Genomic DNA, 19,792 nt, shown 5'->3' with positions numbered 1-19,792 from the left:
TCAATAGTTTCAATTTAAATTTTCCGAAAAAACTCACTTTTCATCTTTCTAATTTTGAACTCTTATCGTTATTTTTACATTCTAAGAATATAAAACATCTAAATTACAACACTTTACATATAATAAAATAATGCGTACAAAAGCTATTACTTTCTATTAATAATAACGATATATACACTAACTTACTAAACTCTCATCTATCTTTCTATCGATTTCCTCCTTTCACTTATAAAATAATGAGAAGAGTTAATAGGTAAATACCAAAAATAAAAAGGAGTTTATTCGAAATGACTACAACCAATAGAAAACATGTAAAGTTACATTTAATTATTTTTGTGTTAATTGTGCTAGCAAGTGGTTGGATCGGTGTATTTCTTGATTCTCTTCTAACAGATCAGCCTAAAGGAAATTCTTTAGGCATGGGCTTATGGCTTATACTTCCTTTCTTCGTCAGCATATTACTTAGAATTCTTAGCCGAGATTGGCATAATTTTGGTATCAAACCAAATTTTAAAGGAAACTTTAAATGGTATTTCGTAGCAATACTTATTTATCCATTCGTTACACTAATAACTATAAGCTTAGCTCTATTTTTCGGAGTCGTTAACATATCTAACTTTGAGATGTCCTCATTATGTTCACTCATACTCATGTCTATTATAGGTAATTTTATTAAAAATATTTTCGAAGAGTTCTCTTGGCGCGGTTATTTAACCCCAAAGCTTATTGAATTAAAGTTAAACGATTGGCTAATTTATTTAGTTTCTGGTTTAATTTGGGCTCTTTGGCATGCCGCTTATTATTTAGTTTTTTTACCAAATGAATATTTTGAATCTATTTCTAGGTTAAATATGCTTTTATCAGGATGCATACTTATGGTTTCTTGGTCTATTATGTATGTCGAAATATATAGACTTACAAAATCAGTGTGGCCATGTGTGTTCATGCATGCACTTGAAGACGCCGTACCTACTGTTTTAATAACTATAACCGGTATTATTACTCTTACAAATAGTAGTGATTTTTGGTTAAATCCTATTAATGGTGTCGTTGCCACTGTTTTATTTCTTGGCATCGGGATTGTACTAAGATCCATAAGGATAAAAAAAGAAAGATAATTACATACGAAAGACAGTCAATTATTCACACTATAAAAGTAAAAAAGAGTAAGGAATTAATCCCTACTCTTTTTTATTTTTATACGATATGAGAAACATTCATTTAAAGATGCTTGCTCTTTATATTTCCGTTTTTCAAAATCATATGCTCCTCCTGGAAAGATCCCTACAATACTTAAACCAGCTTCAGCACATAGATTGCTAATCTCATCTACCTTATAACAACGTAAAGACTGTGTAACTATATCATTTGGATTATTAGGATGCCACCAATGATCTAACATTCTTTCATTTATACTATCATATTCATATTTTCGCATAGCTGCACTTAATGTCATTTCCTGTCCACTTACCTTTTTCCAATACAATGGTTGATAAATATCAATAAGTGCACATCCTTCATCCTTCATCCTTCATCCAATTTTTAATCCGTTTTAATAGAATCAATTGTTCATCATCTATTCCTACACCAAATCCATCTAAATAACTAACAATATCAAACTTTTCTTCAAAATTTATTTTATAAAAATCAGCGCAATGAATAACAATATCACTAGTTGAATGCTCTTTTGCAAACATAGCTAACTCTGGTACAAGCTCAACAGTAGTCATCTTTACATGTAACTTTGACATCGCCCTTGCAAATCCGTCATTTCCTGCTCCTAGTTCTAACATCGACTGAAATGGATAGCCAATTTGTTCTTTAACTTCTGTAGCAACTTGCTCTAACCAACTTTCTGTATTGATATCGTAATTCGAAAGTTCGAATTGTTTTTCGTAAAATTCTCTCACATCTAATTCGTTCATTATTATTCTCCTTCTGCCATAGATTTTTCTTCTACAGGTGAGAAACTAAATTTCTGACACCTATGAAAAAAATTATGTATTTCCCATTATTTACATTTTAACGAAATAATCAGAATTTTGGAAGTATCAAGTCAAAAAGCAGATAATGGACGCTCCCACTATCTGCTCTATGATTTCCATTATTTTCCTTGTTTATACTCCACCCAATCCCCAGAAACGATAACTTCCTTCAGCATTTCTTTATTTTGAGCAACATACACAAATGCACGTATTTCTCTATCACCTAAATAAATCGTTTCAGTGATTCGATCATATAGGTCACTCTCTGCATTACCTGTGTATTCTTCCAGTTCATCTAATTTTTGCAGAATATCATCATTTACTTCGTAAACTTCTCCATATACTTTATCTTTATTTGAACAAATCATTGCCGGATACCCTTCGTTTGTATCAAATAATTTCCCATACGTCCATGCTTCGTCTGCGATGCATATTACACCTTGCATAAAATGAGCATTCGTTTGCTCTTTTCTTAACGTGCCATACACGAAAACGTGATGCATATATCCCTATCTCCTTTATATGTCTCTATTTTCTAATTTGTAAATATGCACGAATCATAAAGTAACTCACTTCATTTGGGAGTTGTTCCTTAATCGATTTCAGACCACCTTCTGCATTCTGCACGGCCGTTTCAATCAGTGATTCATATTCTGCAGGAACAAAACTGTTCCAATCTACTTCCATTCCATCTTCAAAACAACGAATTAAATGATTTTCAACCGTTTGTCTTGATAAGCCACGTTCTTTTGCAATTTCATCTAGATCAATAGCTTGTTTATACATCTCATACGTTTCTAAATGAGAATTTGCTGAAGCTTTCCCTGATTTTTTCCGCTCTGTCACCACTTCTGTTTTAACTGTTTCAACATAGTTTGGGTTTTCCTCTATAAAGTGCTGAACTGCTTGTAAGAAGTGAGAACCATACTTCACAAGTTTATGTTCGCCAATCCCTTTTACAGTTAAAAGTTCAGAGTCACTTTGCGGCATTTTTGCACACATATCTTTCAACGTTTGGTCAGAGAAAATAACGAATGGAGGTACACCTTCTCCTTGCGCAATTTCTTTACGTACTTCACGAAGTACTTCAAATAAAGGATGATCTTGAACAATTTGTCTTGTCTCTACTCGTTCTTTACGTAAAACATTCACTTTACCAAGTAACACTTCTTTCCCTTTTTCCGTTACTTTTAATGTTGGATACGTACCATGTTCAACTGCGATTAACTCATCTGAAATTAAAAACTCAATAAATTCACTAACTTCTTTTACGCTACGATTTGATAGTAATCCGTATGTTGGTAAAGTATGAAAATTAAATTCAATAACTTTCTTATTTTTAGATCCAGTTAGCACTTGTGCAATCATTTGTTTACCGAATCGTTGGTTCGTTCTAATCATACAAGATAGAACCATTTGTGATTCTCTCGTCACATCGATACTTTCGCGGTCGTCCGTACAATTACCGCAGCGCCCACAATCTTCTTTCGGCTCTTCTCCAAAGTATTGCAAAATAAATGATTGTAAACATTGTTCTGTATGACAGTAGTCAGTCATATTTTGCAGCTTTTCAAGTTCATTTGAAAAACGAGATTCTCCAGTCGATTGATCAATTAAAAAGCGCTGTACTTGCACGTCTTGAGAAGAATATAGCAATATACATGCACTATCTAAACCGTCACGTCCGGCACGTCCTGCTTCTTGGTAATAACTTTCCATGTTTTTTGGCAGTTGATAATGGATAACGTAACGTATATTCGATTTATCAATCCCCATCCCGAATGCAGATGTCGCTACCATTACACTCACTTCATCACGTAAAAAGAGTTCTTGCTGCTCATTTCGATCGGTATCACTCATACCAGCATGGTATTTTGATACCGAAACGCCCGCTTTCATTAAATCCTCATACAATTGATCAACTACTTTTCTAGTAGCTGCATATATAATCCCAGATTCTTTTTGATTTTGACGAATATAATCCGCTAAATATGCATGACGATCTTGTCCTTTAATAACAGAAAATGATAAGTTCTCGCGCTCAAACGTTGTCATAATCGTATTTTCTTGATTAATTCCAAGCGTGTTGCAAATATCTTCACGAACTTGTGGTGTTGCCGTAGCAGTTAATGCTAATACGAGTGGCTTTTCTGGAAGATAATCTAATATGCGATGTATATGTAAATAACTTGGACGGAAATCATGTCCCCACTGCGAAATACAGTGCGCCTCATCAATTGCAATCATCGGGATTTTCATATCGATAAGTTGGTCAACAAACTCCATTGAATCAAGACGCTCAGGCGCCACATAAAGTAACTTATAATGACCTTGTTTCGCTAATTGAATTCGTTGATTTGCTTCTGTAATAGAAATAGAACTATTAATATAAGTAGCTGAAATACCGTTTTGTACTAATGTATCTACTTGGTCTTTCATAAGTGAAATCAAAGGTGAAATAACTAATGTCGTTCCTTCGAATACTAATGCGGGAATTTGATAACAAATTGACTTACCACCGCCCGTAGGCATAATACAAACTGTATCTTTCCCATCTAATACATTTTTAATTGTTTCATCTTGTCCTCTTCGGAATGACGAATAACCGAAATAAGACGCTAAAAGTTCTTGTGCTTTTGTAAACAAAAAAGAGTCACCTGCTTTTCTATATCTTTCATCTATTCCTATTATATCATCACTTAAGCGTCTTGAAAGTGATGAATACATGACTAACAGCTTGCTTTTCATTATTTTACGTTTCTCTACGTTTTAAAGATTGTTTAGCAACGGTGTTTTAATGGCTATTTATGTTTATAAATAGCCATTAAAACATAAATAAAGCACATATAAAATGAATTACAAAATAAATATACATTTTATTAATCTTCCTTGAATACTACTAATCTTATACATATGAATTCAGGAGGTTAATATATGAAGCAGCAGGATATTAGTTCTATCCAAGAGAAAACAGTACCTAACCAACTTCAGTTTTCAAATCATGATGCGTGGAAATATGAATCGTATTATAAGTACCAGCCATTTTTCTCTTATAAAAAGCTATTTCATTTTCTTTCTCAACTTTTTAAACGTTAATACGTGTGTGAAATATATCATTCATAATAATTTTCTCAATATAAACCTTATAGACTTACTACAATACAGTTGATATCATATGAAATATTCAGTTGGATAAACCCCATAAGTTGACCCGCTTTCAAAAGTAGGTCTTTTATTATTATATATCCCAGTACATTTTTGGATGTATTTGTAAATCTTTTCTCCATTTTATAACCATACTCTACTTACAACAAATGGTGATAATCACAAAAACTAAAATATAAAAGCTAAACATTTAATTATTCAATTCTTTTTTCTCAATACACAAAATCATTTTCACTTGTTACTATAAAAGTACTCCAGATGAGTTTTTGCTCATCAACATTATCTAGTTAAAGGGATCTGCTGCGGGAAGCGGATCTTTTTGACTTTATTAAAGATCCACTTGCATTTGGACACATTTACCAGGTTTTTTTAAAAGAATTTTATGATAGTATTACGTAGTCGAGTCCGACATCTCGGCAATACCCTTTTGAAGCTCTGCAACTTCCCTTGCAGAGCCTCATTTATTTTTATATTCATTTTATTTATATATACCACAATGAAATTCTTCATCTTTTCCATATCAATTTTTGAAATTAATCTAGGACACGTAACTAAAAATAAATTCCCATCATACTTTGAGTTATACATGTTCAAAGGAGTGTTACTGTTTATGTATACTTATTGGCAATCGTATTATTCTCCCTATCATAACCCTTACGTACACTTTGATACATCTGTACGTAATTACCGAATTAGTAAAAACGAGAACTTTTTAAAAGGTTATATGCGTTCTTTATGGGAACAACACGTTGCTTGGACTAGATTAGCTATTATTAGCATTGTCTTTAATTTACCAGACGTAAACGTTACAGTCGGGCGACTTCTTCAAAATGCAACACATATGGGACTGTCACTTGAACCATTCTATGGTGAGGATGCTGTAAAAAAATATAGTGCTTTAATTAAAGACCACTTAGTCATTGCAGCAGATCTTGTTAAAGCCGCAAAAGCTGGTGATCAAAATGCAGCTGCCGCTATAGAGAAGAAATGGTACGCTAACGGAGATGAAATTGTGGCGTTTCTTACTAGCATCAACCCATATATAGAAAAAGAAGAATTTAGAAAAATGTTTTATGAACATTTAGCCTTAACAAAAGCAGAAGCACTTGCTTTCCTAAATAAAGATTTTGAAGCAAGCGTAAAACTATACGATAAAATTGAAAAAGAAGCATTAGAAATGGCTGATATGATAACAAACGCAATCATAAAGCAATTCCCGCAAGTATTTCAATAATAATAAGCCGATTTGAAAACACAAATCGGCTTATTAAACTTTCTATGAATGAAATTTTACCTCCCCTCTTTACATTTAACGTATATCGATATATTTTATTAATATCCGTTTTTTATAGGAGGAAATCTTTTGATTAACGCCATTGGTCTCGTATTTATACTCACAAATAAACACGAGAAAAAAAAGAAAGTTTATCTAAATGAAAAATTCGCATTAATAGACATTATTGATTCTAAGGAAGTAATTGATGATGAAGGGAACTCACTAGTAGAACTAACATGTAAATACAGTATTTATTTAGATGAAAAATACTACTGTAAATCTCTCGACGATTATACTGGACAAGTATTTCCATTCTTAAGCGCCAAAATAGGGAAAGGCCTTCTCAGAAACTTAAATTACTATTTCTCTTACGTTGATGCTTATGATAAAAAACCACCCGTTAAAGAAATAAGACCGCTTATGAAACAAGTAACGAACAGATAGTGAATAATACGCAAAAAGAAAGCATCTAACTTCGGATGCTTTCTTTTTTGGAATCCAGAACTAGTTACCTATCAGCCTCTTCTAAATATATGTATCCAAGCATACTTTAAATTAAAAACATTGGAGGATTAAACGGAATGAAATACTCAGAAACAATAGTTAGTAAACGCCTTCGAACACTTAAAATATGTAGTATGTTTATCATGCTAGTTTTAATCGCATGGGTTGGTTATACAAAATTACTTTATGAAAACGGATTTCTTCAAGAAAAGAAAAATTCAGTTGAAGTAATGAATACTAGTATTACAGGAGAAATCGAACAAAATTTCCAAGTAAACTTACAAGGTTATCGTAAAACAGACCTTGATACGATTATAGATGCAAGTAGGACAGATCCGAACGAACTATCCTTAATTGAGATTATCAATACATCTTGTTCACGAGATTGCATAGGTGAACCATTGACATATGTGAACGCAAACAATGGATATATTTTTTATAAGGAGTCTACTGGAACTCATGTAGCTATAAAGATTAAAAAACAAGATAAATGGAAAATTGTAAAAAAATCTGTTGAAGATGGAATATAACCTTATAAAATGAAAGAGTACTTAACGTACTCTTTTTATTATTAATACCCTTCACGTTTACAATGGCATTTCGGTTTCTCTTTACAATGACATTTTTCACAATCACATTTCGGCTTCTCCTTGCAGCAACGCTCTTCACAATCGCACTTCGGTTTCTCTTTGCAACGACATTCGTGACACTCCCTACATCTACATCTTCCAAACATTAAATCGTCCCAAAATGAACGTCTGCAATTACAATGATTCCCCATGAATATGCATCCTCCTAAATAGAATTCATCATATTCTATGTTTAAACGTATAAAAATGCTTGTTTGCTAGTCTAGTTTTGACTCTTTAGTATAGTAAATATTACTAAAAATAACTTTTTTTAAAAGTTTTTTGTAAAATAATTACTTGTAATCTGTTATACTATAAACCGAAAATATATTTTATATGTGTAGGAGGATAAATTTTGAAGAAAATTCTATTATCTGTTCTTTGTGGAGCTATTATTTTAGGGGGAGCATGCTCTAAAGATACAGACTCTAAAGATTCAACATCAAAGAAAACTACTAAGGAGACAAGTGAATCGACACAGGTATTATCAAAAGAAGAATTTGAAAAGATGCACTCTAATCCTAAAGAGTATAAAGGAAAAAAGGTTGATTTCTATGCGCAAATCTTTGTCGAGCCTGAACGTGATAAAGATGGTACATATCTTCAAGCTTGGGCTGATAAAGAGCACAGCAAAAACACTATTATTGCTTTTAAAGACCCTAAATTAGATGTAAAACGCGAAGATTACATTCATGTAAAGGGAACAATAAAAGACGTCTTTGAAGGTGAAAATGCATTTGGTGGAAAAGTAAAAGGCCCCACTATTGTTGCAACAAGTATCGAAAAAACAGATTATGCAACAGCTTTTGATCCAGCAAAAAAAACAATTGAAGTAAATCAAGAGCAAGACCATAATGGTTATAAAATGATTGTTAAAAAAATTGAAATTGCTGATAAAGAAACACGAGTTTATTTTACAGCCAAAAATGATGCAACTGCAGCATTTAATTTCTATGATTTTAACTCTAAATTAATTGTAGGTGGTCAACAATTAGAATACCAAGATAATCATGAAGCAAAATACCCTAAAATTCCACAAGGTATGATGCCTGGTGTAACTAGTGATGCTGTTTTAACATTCCCTAAACTCCCAATTGAGCAAGGTGAATTGCAACTAATACTAGAAGGCTCAAGTGAAAATTACGATATAAAACCTGAACCATTTAATTACCAAATTAAGTTTTAAATAATAAAATCGACTCTAAAAAAGAGTCGATTTTATTTCATATTATAGAAACACGAATTAGTTTTCTATTATAATTCCTTACCTTCCCCTACAGCCCCTTTCAACCTCTGCAACATATACCCAATCCCTTTACACCCTTCTAACGGATACGTAATAATTTCTTCTGGATACAATTGTGTCACTACTTTTTTATGCTTCTTCCCTGCAAGTAAAACTACTTCATCAAACTGAAGCAAGTCTTTTTCAATTATTTGTTGTTTTAATTGTTCCATACTAATAATTTCATCGCTCTTTGAATCAAAGGCAAGATCATAGTTTTCTAGTACAATATCATTTGGTCTTAAAAATCCATGCTTCGCTGATAATATAACCCAATTCTCGAAAAACATCGTTGCATACACCTGACATGCTTTTCCGAATGGGCTAATATATACATCCTTTGCCTCCATCGGTCCGTAATCAGGATACTTATCCCAAATTTTCTTTTTTCCGCATGGAATTATGCATAACCTGTTCATCTTTATTTCTTACCTCACTTTTAACTTTTTAAATATAAAAATATAAAATTCCCTTCTTCTTCATACTCAGCTTCTATATTACCAATACCCACTACGTTCCAACCATTATTTGTTTCTATCGGCTTTTCATTCATTATAATATGAACTTTTGTCATATTTTTAAAATCCTCTTCAAAAGATGCTAAAACAGGCTGATTTATCATATATGTTTTATTATGTATACCTACATTTAAAAATGTTTTATGTAATGCTTTATTTCCGTTTAACTTTACATTCATTGGATTAAACGAATTTAATTTTATATTGCCTATAATATACAAATGATACCCTTTCTCCTCATAAAAGTGGTTGAAATCCTTATCTCTTTCATCTTGAACAAAATGAAGGATTTGCTTCGTTTCTTTACTTATTGTAATTTCATTATTTAAACTCAAATCCACATTTATATTTTGTTTTAAAAAAGCATATAACGATTTATCACTATTAAAGAAGCTCTTTTTCCATTCAGATAGGACTTCATCTAATAATAAACATAAAAGCATTCCTGAGCTATAGCAATTCTTCCTAATATTATAATTAGCTTCATATGCATCTAAAATAAATCCGCTATATTTTCGTAACGTTTCGCTTTCATCCTTTTCGCATACTGCATTGTAAGCGTTCATTTCAACATACCAAGCAGGCCCCTCTATACTTTCAACCATACACTCATAAGTTATAAACTCTTCTTTTATAAAACGAGCTCTTTGTTCTCTTAATTCGATAAATTGCTTAATATAATTATTTTTCACAGCTTGTGACTTACAGTGCACAGCATTATATAAACAAATTCGTTCTTTATTTCGCAATTCTATATTTTCTTCTGTTATAGGATATTGAAATCCTAAAGATTCATTTGGAAATCTACTTTCTTTATTCAAATATTGATGACAATGAAAAAGTTCATGCACCAAAATCGCAGATAAACTTTCATAATCTTTATATCTATTCATATTAACGATGGCAGTCGGATAGTCTTTGAATAGGATAAATGTATCAGCCTTAAATTGTTCATCCCACTTTAAAACAGTGTACTCATTATCAGGTTTCAAAAATAATGGATGATGAAATACATACACATGCTTATCATCATATAATGCAAATGCAGCCCTATTAAAACCAGGCCATAGCGTATTCAATAATTCTATACTTACATCTTTCTTTATTCGATTTAATATATTGTTCATTATATGTAACACCCCTATATCATTCTACATACACCTATTCTATTCCACTTAAAACAAATCCTTTTATTTACATAAATGTTAGAAAAACATATATCTTTTCTCAAACTATAATGTATTATATAAATATACATGTGATGATTTTATGAAAAGGAGGTGAACAATTGAAAAATATAATCCCTGCACTAGTACTCTATATTATTGTTTGCATAATCGCTATGATTGCTCCAGCATCTGAAGGTTATAATCATATTGGCTGGAAATTGTTTGTTGGGCAAGCGTATGCCATACCTATTTTCATCATTGCGGCTATTATTACATTTTATATAAACAAGAAAAAATCTACGAATAAACAGTTATAAGGATAGCTAATGCTATCCTTATTTTAATTCGCTAATCAGGTCCAAAATAACACTTGCAGTACTTTCAATCCTTTCTTCCGAAAAATCAAACGTGACACCTGTTTTTTTATATATTTCTTGTATAGTTAAATTCCAATCTGTACTCGCTCCCTCTTTAAAGAAAGCAATCGCTTTTTCTGGATCTTTCCGATAAATTTGAAACAATTGTATTGCTCCTATTTGTGCAATGGCGTATTCAATTTGATAAAAAGGAAACTGAATATAGTGAAATGACTCTAACCAGCTTGCACCGATTTCATTCTCTAATCCTGTAATTTCGACTGATGAATATTGATACCTTTTGCATATTTCAGCGTATTTCTTATCACGTTCTTCTGGTGTATGGTTTGGATTTGTATAGAGCCAGTGCTGAAATACATCTCCTGCAATTGACGACATTAATAAAGACAAGGCACGATATAATTGTACGCACTGCACTTCTTTATATTCATCCTCTTGCTTATAAAAGATATTCAGCTTATCCATTACTAGCAACTCAAGGCTAAGGGAATAAAGCTCAGCCACTTCTTCACGAAGATACCTTTCCTGCATACTGCTATCATTGTTAAATTGTTTATAAAAATGAAAGGCATGCCCTACTTCATGTATGAGTGCATTAATTGCATAAAATGATGGACTAAAATTAGAATACACAAAAACCTCTTTACTATGAGGCAAGGTAAAACAAGCAGCTCCTGATGCTTTATTTTCACGTTCTTCTACGTCAAGGAATCCCGCTTTCCTTATATGAATAAATTTCTCATAAAAATATAAATCAGTCTTCCGAAACATTTCTTCCACCCCATCCAATAAATCAATGGCATTTTGAAATGGAGCTTTTGGTAAATTACATGGCGTAAGATCCCAAGGGCGATACGTTTTTACACCGAGATTCTTTTTAGAAAGACTTCCTAACTGTTCCCATATTGGTACAACATACTTTTCTATAGATTCATGAAGCATATAACACTCTTCCATACTATAATCTCTATTTTTTTGTTTAAAAGCATATTCACTATAATTATTAAATCCTGCATGTAAAGCGATCTCATTCCGCAATTGTAAGAGTTCATTCATAATACAATCTATTTCTACTTTTACTGCACTTCTTGCTTCACATAAAGCGTACCAAGCTTTTTCACGAATAGCTCTATTAGGATTATCTAGCTTTGCTTTTACGTATGCATACGTCTTTTGCTCACCTTTCCAATTAATAGATATGTTAGAAGTTATTTCTCTATATTTCGTAATAAGTTCTTGCTCTTTAATAGAAAGAGCAATGTTCTTTTCATTAAACATTTTACTTTTTACTACTCTTGCTTTTTTCATAAATCCATATTCCTGCTCATCTAATAAATTTGAAAATGGACACTCTCTAAATTTCTGGTCAAATTTTGCATTGTATCTTTTTAAAAGTGGTTGAATTGTATTTTGATTATACATATGTAAATTACGGTTATTTCTGTCATTTGTATCTCTATACGTAGCAATTAAACTACTAGTTATCTCCTCTTCTATTTCACCGGTTATACGCAATTCCTCTAAAAGCCAACGCTCTAATTCTGAAACAGAAGTTATATTTCGCTCTAAAAGTGACTGTAATTTACTTTCTAAATCATTAAACATACACAATCCTCCTATTTTTAAATTTTCTGTTTTTTAGAGATAAAAAAGGACAAGTAGCCAATCTGACTACTTGTCCTTTTTTTGTTAAACCATACGCAATTATATTAAGCTTGGAATGCTTCAGTTAATACTGGTACGATTTGTTTTTTACGAGATACAACACCTTTTAAAGTAGCTGTGTTGTTTTCTAGAGATACGTTGTATGCTTTCTCAACAACGCTTGCTGCTTTACCGATCGCAAGACCGACAGAATCGTTAGTTAAGATATCAGTTACAACGAATAAGAATAGGTCTAAACCTTTTTCTTCTACTACTGCAGAGATAACTTTTTCAAGTTCCGCTTGGTGTACAAGAACGTCGTTTGTATCAACAGCGTTTACTTGTGCGATTTCAACTTTCGCATTACCCATTTGGAATTCTTTAGCGTCAAGAGAGATTAATTGCTCCATTGTTTTTCCGCTTAAGTCAGCACCAGCTTTTAACATTTCTAAACCGTAGCTATCAGCATCTACACCAGCGATTTCTGCTAATTCACGAGCTGCCGCTACATCTTGCTCTGTGCAAGTTGGAGATTTGAATAGTAAAGAATCTGAAATGATTGCAGATAACATTAAACCTGCAACTTCTTTACGAATTGCAACGCCGTTTTCTTTGTACATTTTGTTTAAGATTGTAGCTGTACAACCAACTGGCTCACAACGGTAGTAAATAGGATCGCTTGTTTCAAAGTTAGCAATACGGTGATGGTCAATAACTTCTAACACACGAACAGATTCGATATCGTTAGCACTTTGTTGACGCTCGTTATGGTCAACTAAAATAACGTTGTCCACTTCGCTTGCAACTGTCTCAACAAAACGCGGTCCTTCTACTTTAAAATAGTCTAACGCAAATTGAGTTTCACCGCTGATTTCGCCTAAACGTACAGGCTCAGCATTCATTCCTAATTCTTTTTTCAATTCTGCATATGCAATTGCAGAACAAATTGCATCTGTATCTGGGTTTTTATGCCCGAAAACTAGTACTTTTTCCATGTTTTCCACCTCTTCATGAAAAGGATATCTTAAAGAAGCAAATATGACAATATTTAAAGCCGAATTTTTTATAAATAATTGCACTTTCTTCTATATTTTTCATCGTTTTTCGTAAAAAAGATCATCTAAAATGAATTAGATGATCAAAATATATTTTTTATTTAAAATAGTGTAGGAACTTGCACTACATGATTTTGCGCGAAATTCGATGCCAAACCGTTATTTACAAGGTTAACATCTATAACTTGATAAAATGCATTCCCCGTATCTGCAATTTCCCATACAGCTAAAATAAGGTGATATCCATTTCTATCAGTAGGAACATTTGCTTCATGTGTTACGGAAGTTCCTGGTTTAGCTCCTCCGTCATTTTTCACATAGAATGGTACTAAATCTAAATCAGATCGTGATAATGGTTTATTTGGATTCCAATCTTTTTTCGTAATATAATATTTCCATTCTTTCGTACTATGAGGTGCGGTTAGTTTCCACTTAAATGTATTCGTCCCGCCGTTTAACGTAACTTTCTTCCACCTATCTACTGTTTGAACGTCTAAAGCAGGAAAATGGCCAGCTCCTGCGATTTGTCCATCAGAAGGTCCTAATAGAGGGAATCCACCTATTCCTTCTACACTTTGCGGTTCATATTGAATCGGACCGCAATTTACATTTACCCCTTGCTTACATAAATAAGAGCGGCTCGCTGGTGATTCAACATATCCATGAGCGGAAGCTTTTTCTGAAAAACCGAAAGTTAACAATCCCGTTCACTTAATATAACTTTTTTCACCTTCTGTAAATCTTTCGTTTTCATCTCGTCATCCCCTTTCCCATAATAAAGCGAAAATAACTATAGTCAGCTAGTCATCTTCTCTACATCCATTATAAGTCGAGGAGCATAACGAAATGAACCCTCTAAAAACTTTCTCAAATTCAATTAGTACATTAAACAAATTCAAATAACACCGCTAGAGAAATATAGACGGTGTTAAAAATCGGGATTTATTATTTTGAGCATGATAACTATAAAACTTTATAATAAATAACTGTCGCGTCTAAATTACCACTCGGAGAAATTGCGTATTCTGGTATTTTTCCAACTTCTTGATACTCTAATGATTTATACAATCTATTAGAAGGGTCTCCTTCTCTCGTATCTAACACTATAAGAGACCTATTTTCTTGCTTTGCTCGCTCCTCTGCTTTTTGCATAAGTAAACGTCCAATGCCATTACGTCTAAAGTTTGGATGGGTCATTAATTTACAAATTTCGGCTCTATGAATCCCATTAGACTTTGTAACTAAATGTAATTGAATACTCCCTGCCACTTCATTATTTATTTTAGCAACATACAAGATCACTTCTGGTGCTAATACAGTTTCCCAATACTTCGCTGATTCTTTTTGTTCCAGCGGAGGTAAAAAACCAATTGATGCCCCCTCATCTACAACCGTTTTCAAAAGTTTAGACAGCTCTTCCACATCTTCTTCTATTTGCTTAATCTCTTCAATTTCTACATTTTGCATTACTAATCCCCCTTTTGTTTCATTGTACCAATTTTAAACGAAGGAACAATGAAATGCTAAGATGAAATTATTAGAATCTATAATTGGTAAGAGCATATACAAAGTTCTTTCTGATGTAGAGAAATCAATTTATAAAGACATAGAATATTAAAGTGAGTACAAATTTAATTTCACATAAAAAACGTTTTAAACATAAAGTTTAAAACGTTTTTTTACATTCAATGATTTTGATTTTTCAGTTCTGTTAAACATTCCTGCACTAAAGTTACAGCTTGACTCATTGCAGCTCCACCAGCAAATGCTGCTGATACACCACATGCTTCCAGAATTTCTTTATCTGAGCATCCTTGATCAAGACAACCTTTTGTATGATAAATAGTACAATATTCGTCTTGCGTTGCTAGACTAATTCCTAATGCAATAAGTTGTTTTTCTCTTTTTGTTAAAGAACCCTCTTGAAAACAAGCTTGCGTGAATGCATTATATGTTTCAGCAATTTCAGGAATTTGGTTTGTAAAACTACCAATCCCTTCTTTATAATGATGTAGAACATCATTTACTGAACTATGTTGTTCGTGTTCCATCTTATTATTACCCCCATTCAAATTATGTGTACCTATTGTAGTATGTGATGAAAAGAAGGCAATATACCTCATTAAAAGAATGAATATTCAGTTTATTTTAGCTACAATTTCAGACTATCATCCACTACTGATTGTTCCTTATAGTTTTTCCTTTCAATCTCTTTACTTCTTTCTTCCCAAAATGTTAATCCTTCAATTCCTACATTTCTAGGATCAAACACGGGATCTTTTCCTTCTTTTTTCTGTGCTTCATAATCTTTTAACACTTTTAATGCAATTTTACTTAGTAGTAGAATCGCAATTAGATTTAACCATGCCATACTACCAATTCCTAAATCTCCAAGATTCCATAAAAGAGACGCTGATTCTACGCTACCGATGTAAACCATAATTAAAAATCCAATTTTTAAAACTGGTTTTAACCATCTATGTTTAAGATCGCGATCTAAATAAGTAAGTGTCGTTTCAGCGATATAGTAATATGCGAGTAATGTTGTAAATGCGAAGAAGAAGATTGCGATTGAAATGAATAATGGACCAAACCCTGTTATAACAGTTTCAACTGCTTGTTGTGTATAGATCGGACCTGCATCCACATTCCCTATATTTTTTACAATAGCGCTTTTCCCTTCAGGTATAACATTATACATACCTGTTATTAAAATCATAAGAGCTGTCGCTGTACAAACAACAATTGTATCGATATATACAGAAAATGCTTGAACTAATCCTTGTTTTGCAGGATGGGATACTTCAGCGGCAGCGGAGCTATACGTCGCTTCTCCAACGCCAGCAACATTTGAAAATACAGCTCGCTTTACTCCCCATGCGATTGCTGCACCGACGATTCCGCCAAACATTTCATTTACACCAAAAGCGCTAGAGAAAATTAAAGCGAACATACTTGGAATTTCTGTTACATTCGCAAGTAATACGATACATGTAACAATTACATAACCTACTGCCATAAATGGAACAAGCATTTGCGAGACGCCAGCAATTCTCTTTACGCCGCCAAAAATGATCGCTGCTAATAATATGACTAACAGTATACCAGTTATATATTTGCTAATGCCATTAGAGTTTTCAAAACCAACTGCGATACTACTAGATTGAATACCTGGTAGTAAAACACCATATGAAAGTGTTACAACGACCGCTACAATGACTGCAAACCATTTCATTTTCAGGCCTTTTTCAATGAAATATGGTGTACCACCACGGTATTCATTTCCGACTTTACTTTTATATACTTGAGATAATGTTGATTCAACAAATGCACTCGCTGCACCTAAAAGTGCCATTACCCACATCCAAAATACAGCTCCAGGTCCGCCAAAAGCGATAGCTGTCGCGACCCCTGCAATATTACCTATTCCAACCCTACCAGATAACGCTAAACAAAATGCTTGAAAGGATGAAATTCCCGTCTCCGAGCTCTTCCCTTCAAATAATAGTTTAATCATTTCTTTAAAATAACGAATTTGTAGAAAACGAGTTGCAATTGTAAAATACACACCTGCCCCCAATGCGAAAACAACTAACCCAATACTCCATACTTGCCCTACTAACCACTCTACTAATTGCTCCATCCAAATCCCCCTTAACATTCTTTTGAAAACTATTTTATATATAAGAAAACGGACAACTATTATTAAACCTTACAGTTGTCCGTATCTCTCATTATTTCATCCCTCTATTTAATAACAGTTAGATTCTCTATTACTTTATATTTACCCAAACACTTTTCACTTCTGTATAGTTATCAAGCGCATATGAACCTAACTCACGTCCGATACCAGATTGTTTAAAGCCACCAAATGGTGCAGCTGCATTTTCTAAGTTATAATCATTGATCCATACTGTTCCTGCCTTTAATTTATTGGCAACTTGATGTCCTGTTTTAATATTTTGTGTCCATACGCCTGCAGCAAGTCCGTATGAAGAGCGATTTGCTCTTTCGATGACCTCTTCTGTTGAATCAAATGGAAGTACAACGACAACTGGTCCAAAAATTTCTTCTTTTACAATTGTCATATCATCAGTAACATTTGTGAATACTGTTGGCTGTACAAAATATCCTTTTTCAAATGCCTGTTCACCACCAGCAGCAACAGTAGCGCCTTCTGCTTTTCCTTGTTCAATGTAATGTAGCACACGCTCTTGTTGCTTTTTAGATACAAGTGGACCCATTTCCGTTTCCTTCTCCATACCTGCTCCAAGTTTCACGTTATTCGCCATTTTTACTAGTTCATTTACGACTGTTTCGTAATGTTTTCGGTGAACGAACACGCGAGAACCAGCACTACAATTTTGTCCATGATTATACATAATGCCTTGGAATGCACCGTTAATCGCTTCTTCTAAATCAGCGTCTTCTAAAATGATATTTGGAGATTTACCACCAAGTTCTAACGTTACATGTGTAATTGTTTCTGCAGATTGACGCATAATATATTTCCCTGTAACAGTTGAACCTGTGAAGGCTACCTTATCAATATCATGATGGTTTACGATTGCAGCTCCCGCTTCAGGGCCGAAACCTGGCACAAAGTTTACGACACCGTTTGGAAAACCTGCTTCTTTAAAGAGTTTCGCTGTATATAATAACGATAAAGGCGTTTGTTCTGCTGGTTTTAATACGATTGTACAACCTGTTGCTAATGCTGCTCCCATTTTCCAAGAAGACATAACGAGTGGAAAATTCCAAGGTATAATTTGACCTACAACCCCAACAGGTTCATGGCGTGTGTAATTTAAGTAATCTTTTGAAATCGGAATTGTTTGCCCGATAATTTTTGTAGCCCATCCCGCATAATAACGATAATTTTCTACAGTCGCTGCAATATCATCATCCAGTGCTACTTGATATGGTTTCCCGTTATCTAATGCTTCTAACTGTGCTAATTCTTCTCCATGCTCTTCAATTAAGTCTGCTAATTTATAAATAAGATGCGCTCTTTCAGCAGTAGTCATTTCTGCCCAAGGTCCTGATTCAAATGCAGATCTCGCCGCTTTTACTGCTACATCAATATCCCCTTCTTGCGCTTCGCATACGACAGCTAAAACATCTTCTGTTGCTGGATTGTATGTCTCAAATGTCTTCCCGCTAATGGAAGGAACAAATTCACCATTAATAAACATTTTAATTTCTTCATTTAAAAACGCTTTTACTTTTGGTCTCAGCTCAATGTTTGTGGTTAACATATATGATTTCCTCCTTATTTAAACAGCTGCATGAGCTGCAATTTTTGAAATAATCGTTTGAAGTTTTTGATCTTCTTCTTCAGTTAATCCGAGTCTTGGATAACGAGAAGGTCCCCCAGCTTGCCCGTGTAATTCCATTGAGCGTTTAACGATTTGTACATATTTTCCTGATCCTTCAAGAAACTCACAAAGTGGTAAAATCGCATCGTTTATTTCCCAAGCTTTTTCTAATTCACCGTTTTGGAAATGCTCATACATTTTCGTAACAAGTCCTGGTACAATATTTCCTGCCACTGAAACCCATCCCGTTGCACCAACTAAATAAGATTCCATAACTAAATCTTCAGACCCACAGAAGACTTGAAAAGCACCTTCGCCTTGTCTTACTAAATCTCTAGCTTTTCGAATATCCCCGCTTGATTCTTTAATATGTGTAACATTTTCACATTCTTTTCCAATACGTAGCATGAGCTCCGTACTCATATCAACACCAGATGTAAACGGGTTATTGTATAACATAATTGGTATATTTACAGCGTTTGAGATTTCTTTAAAGTGAAAATAAATTTCCTCTTCTTTCGGTTTACAATAGTACGAGTTTATAATTAATGCACAATCTGCTCCATGCGCTTCTGCGTGTTTCGTATATTCAATCGTCTCTTTCGTCGTTTCTGCTGCAGTTCCAACAATAACTGGAATACGGCCATCTACTTCTTTTAATACTGTTTCTACCATTTTAAATCGTTCTTCTTTTGATAAACTAACAAACTCTCCTGTACTTCCATTAATAATAATCCCAGCTACTTTTTGCTCAATAAAGTAGTTTACGTTTTGTTTTACACCATTCCAATTAATTTCTTGCAACTCATCCATCGGTGTGATTAATACTGGAAATGCCCCTTTAATATTTTTCATATTTATCTCTCC

General features: G+C 33.4%; 18 protein-coding genes and 3 pseudogenes. 8 read left to right on the top strand and 13 right to left on the bottom strand.

Features of this window, described 5'->3' with window-relative positions; translation table 11 throughout:
- The first annotated feature begins 287 nt into the window (after positions 1 to 287).
- The gene (locus tag PDL00_RS17880) at positions 288 to 1,118 is read left to right on the top strand and encodes a CPBP family glutamic-type intramembrane protease (protein WP_242252580.1); all 831 of its coding nucleotides are present in this window, start codon (positions 288 to 290) and stop codon (positions 1,116 to 1,118) included.
- Between the two features lie 56 nt (positions 1,119 to 1,174).
- Here PDL00_RS17880 and PDL00_RS17875 read toward each other — a convergent pair.
- From PDL00_RS17875 to recQ, 3 genes and pseudogenes are all read right to left on the bottom strand, one after another.
- Positions 1,175 to 1,925: pseudogene (locus PDL00_RS17875) on the bottom strand (methyltransferase domain-containing protein).
- Positions 1,926 to 2,104: 179 nt separating this feature from the next.
- Positions 2,105 to 2,488 (bottom strand): gamma-glutamylcyclotransferase family protein, encoded by a 384-nt coding sequence (locus tag PDL00_RS17870; protein ID WP_270730490.1) that lies wholly within the window; start codon positions 2,486 to 2,488, stop codon positions 2,105 to 2,107.
- A gap of 25 nt (positions 2,489 to 2,513) precedes the next feature.
- Positions 2,514 to 4,631, bottom strand: coding sequence for a DNA helicase RecQ (gene recQ, locus PDL00_RS17865; protein WP_270730542.1), 2,118 nt, complete (start codon positions 4,629 to 4,631; stop codon positions 2,514 to 2,516).
- A gap of 288 nt (positions 4,632 to 4,919) precedes the next feature.
- On the opposite strand from recQ, the gene PDL00_RS17860 reads away from it, so the two are divergent.
- From PDL00_RS17860 to PDL00_RS17835, 5 genes are all read left to right on the top strand, one after another.
- The gene (locus tag PDL00_RS17860) at positions 4,920 to 5,081 is read left to right on the top strand and encodes a hypothetical protein (RefSeq protein ID WP_270730489.1); all 162 of its coding nucleotides are present in this window, start codon (positions 4,920 to 4,922) and stop codon (positions 5,079 to 5,081) included.
- Between the two features lie 679 nt (positions 5,082 to 5,760).
- Positions 5,761 to 6,384 carry an acetylglutamate kinase gene (locus tag PDL00_RS17855; protein ID WP_270730488.1) on the top strand — a complete coding sequence of 208 codons (624 nt, stop codon included), beginning with the start codon at positions 5,761 to 5,763 and terminating at the stop codon, positions 6,382 to 6,384.
- Between the two features lie 129 nt (positions 6,385 to 6,513).
- The gene (locus PDL00_RS17850) at positions 6,514 to 6,870 is read left to right on the top strand and encodes a hypothetical protein (protein ID WP_000606238.1); all 357 of its coding nucleotides are present in this window, start codon (positions 6,514 to 6,516) and stop codon (positions 6,868 to 6,870) included.
- A 137-nt stretch (positions 6,871 to 7,007) separates the two neighbouring features.
- Complete coding sequence (locus PDL00_RS17845) at positions 7,008 to 7,460, top strand: hypothetical protein (protein WP_242252607.1); 453 nt, start codon at positions 7,008 to 7,010, stop codon at positions 7,458 to 7,460.
- Positions 7,461 to 7,914: 454 nt separating this feature from the next.
- On the top strand, positions 7,915 to 8,745 hold the full coding sequence (locus PDL00_RS17835) for a DUF4352 domain-containing protein (RefSeq protein WP_270730487.1): 831 nt from the start codon (positions 7,915 to 7,917) through the stop codon (positions 8,743 to 8,745).
- Between the two features lie 68 nt (positions 8,746 to 8,813).
- Here PDL00_RS17835 and PDL00_RS17830 read toward each other — a convergent pair whose 3' ends face one another.
- Both PDL00_RS17830 and PDL00_RS17825 read right to left on the bottom strand, forming a co-directional pair.
- On the bottom strand, positions 8,814 to 9,263 hold the full coding sequence (locus tag PDL00_RS17830; RefSeq protein ID WP_242252610.1) for a DUF6884 domain-containing protein: 450 nt from the start codon (positions 9,261 to 9,263) through the stop codon (positions 8,814 to 8,816).
- Between the two features lie 20 nt (positions 9,264 to 9,283).
- Entirely contained in the window at positions 9,284 to 10,489 is a 1,206-nt protein-coding gene (locus PDL00_RS17825; protein ID WP_270730486.1) for a peptide ABC transporter permease, read from the bottom strand.
- Positions 10,490 to 10,650: 161 nt separating this feature from the next.
- Here PDL00_RS17825 and PDL00_RS17820 point away from each other — a divergent pair, with 161 nt between their 5' ends.
- Positions 10,651 to 10,848: a DUF4017 family protein gene (locus PDL00_RS17820; RefSeq protein ID WP_046954126.1), complete on the top strand. Its 198-nt coding sequence runs from the start codon at positions 10,651 to 10,653 to the stop codon at positions 10,846 to 10,848.
- An 18-nt stretch (positions 10,849 to 10,866) separates the two neighbouring features.
- Here the strand turns inward: PDL00_RS17820 and PDL00_RS17815 are convergent, their stop codons facing one another.
- From PDL00_RS17815 to PDL00_RS17800, 4 genes and pseudogenes are all read right to left on the bottom strand, one after another.
- Positions 10,867 to 12,513, bottom strand: coding sequence for a M3 family oligoendopeptidase (locus PDL00_RS17815; RefSeq protein ID WP_270730485.1), 1,647 nt, complete (start codon positions 12,511 to 12,513; stop codon positions 10,867 to 10,869).
- A gap of 104 nt (positions 12,514 to 12,617) precedes the next feature.
- Positions 12,618 to 13,547: a manganese-dependent inorganic pyrophosphatase gene (ppaC, locus tag PDL00_RS17810; protein ID WP_242252625.1), complete on the bottom strand. Its 930-nt coding sequence runs from the start codon at positions 13,545 to 13,547 to the stop codon at positions 12,618 to 12,620.
- 161 nt (positions 13,548 to 13,708) lie between these two features.
- Positions 13,709 to 14,361: pseudogene (locus tag PDL00_RS17805) on the bottom strand (lytic polysaccharide monooxygenase).
- A gap of 209 nt (positions 14,362 to 14,570) precedes the next feature.
- Positions 14,571 to 15,074, bottom strand: a complete 504-nt coding sequence (locus tag PDL00_RS17800; RefSeq protein WP_242252635.1) for a GNAT family N-acetyltransferase — start codon at positions 15,072 to 15,074, stop codon at positions 14,571 to 14,573.
- 70 nt (positions 15,075 to 15,144) lie between these two features.
- Here PDL00_RS17800 and PDL00_RS17795 point away from each other — a divergent pair.
- Positions 15,145 to 15,225: pseudogene (locus PDL00_RS17795) on the top strand (HD domain-containing protein); the annotation flags it as partial.
- 67 nt (positions 15,226 to 15,292) lie between these two features.
- Here PDL00_RS17795 and PDL00_RS17790 read toward each other — a convergent pair.
- The 4 genes from PDL00_RS17790 to dapA all read right to left on the bottom strand — a co-directional run bounded on the left by PDL00_RS17790 (position 15,293) and on the right by dapA (position 19,780).
- A complete protein-coding gene (locus tag PDL00_RS17790) occupies positions 15,293 to 15,730 on the bottom strand; it encodes a carboxymuconolactone decarboxylase (RefSeq protein WP_242252637.1) in 438 nt (145 codons plus the stop codon).
- Between the two features lie 29 nt (positions 15,731 to 15,759).
- Positions 15,760 to 17,250 carry an alanine/glycine:cation symporter family protein gene (locus PDL00_RS17785; RefSeq protein WP_270730484.1) on the bottom strand — a complete coding sequence of 497 codons (1,491 nt, stop codon included), beginning with the start codon at positions 17,248 to 17,250 and terminating at the stop codon, positions 15,760 to 15,762.
- A gap of 130 nt (positions 17,251 to 17,380) precedes the next feature.
- A complete protein-coding gene (locus tag PDL00_RS17780) occupies positions 17,381 to 18,865 on the bottom strand; it encodes an aldehyde dehydrogenase family protein (protein ID WP_270730483.1) in 1,485 nt (494 codons plus the stop codon).
- A gap of 18 nt (positions 18,866 to 18,883) precedes the next feature.
- On the bottom strand, positions 18,884 to 19,780 hold the full coding sequence (dapA, locus tag PDL00_RS17775) for a 4-hydroxy-tetrahydrodipicolinate synthase (RefSeq protein WP_073515329.1): 897 nt from the start codon (positions 19,778 to 19,780) through the stop codon (positions 18,884 to 18,886).
- Positions 19,781 to 19,792: the final 12 nt, after the last annotated feature.

Source organism: Bacillus cereus group sp. TH152-1LC (assembly GCF_027710505.1).
Lineage (GTDB): Bacteria > Bacillota > Bacilli > Bacillales > Bacillaceae_G > Bacillus_A > Bacillus_A mobilis.
The sequence above is the reverse complement of the archived record's forward strand: the minus strand, read 5'-3'. Positions and strand labels throughout refer to the sequence as shown.

Coding starts and splice junctions, on each gene's coding strand:
- PDL00_RS17870 (WP_270730490.1), bottom strand. CDS start 2,488: ATGCATCACGTTTTCGTGTATGGCACGTTAAGAAAAGAGCAAACGAAT.
- PDL00_RS17785 (WP_270730484.1), bottom strand. CDS start 17,250: ATGGAGCAATTAGTAGAGTGGTTAGTAGGGCAAGTATGGAGTATTGGG.
- PDL00_RS17830 (WP_242252610.1), bottom strand. CDS start 9,263: ATGAACAGGTTATGCATAATTCCATGCGGAAAAAAGAAAATTTGGGAT.
- PDL00_RS17780 (WP_270730483.1), bottom strand. CDS start 18,865: ATGTTAACCACAAACATTGAGCTGAGACCAAAAGTAAAAGCGTTTTTA.
- PDL00_RS17800 (WP_242252635.1), bottom strand. CDS start 15,074: ATGCAAAATGTAGAAATTGAAGAGATTAAGCAAATAGAAGAAGATGTG.
- PDL00_RS17880 (WP_242252580.1), top strand. CDS start 288: ATGACTACAACCAATAGAAAACATGTAAAGTTACATTTAATTATTTTT.
- PDL00_RS17825 (WP_270730486.1), bottom strand. CDS start 10,489: ATGAACAATATATTAAATCGAATAAAGAAAGATGTAAGTATAGAATTA.
- PDL00_RS17855 (WP_270730488.1), top strand. CDS start 5,761: ATGTATACTTATTGGCAATCGTATTATTCTCCCTATCATAACCCTTAC.
- PDL00_RS17790 (WP_242252637.1), bottom strand. CDS start 15,730: ATGAGGTATATTGCCTTCTTTTCATCACATACTACAATAGGTACACAT.
- PDL00_RS17860 (WP_270730489.1), top strand. CDS start 4,920: ATGAAGCAGCAGGATATTAGTTCTATCCAAGAGAAAACAGTACCTAAC.
- dapA (WP_073515329.1), bottom strand. CDS start 19,780: ATGAAAAATATTAAAGGGGCATTTCCAGTATTAATCACACCGATGGAT.
- ppaC (WP_242252625.1), bottom strand. CDS start 13,547: ATGGAAAAAGTACTAGTTTTCGGGCATAAAAACCCAGATACAGATGCA.
- PDL00_RS17815 (WP_270730485.1), bottom strand. CDS start 12,513: ATGTTTAATGATTTAGAAAGTAAATTACAGTCACTTTTAGAGCGAAAT.
- PDL00_RS17845 (WP_242252607.1), top strand. CDS start 7,008: ATGAAATACTCAGAAACAATAGTTAGTAAACGCCTTCGAACACTTAAA.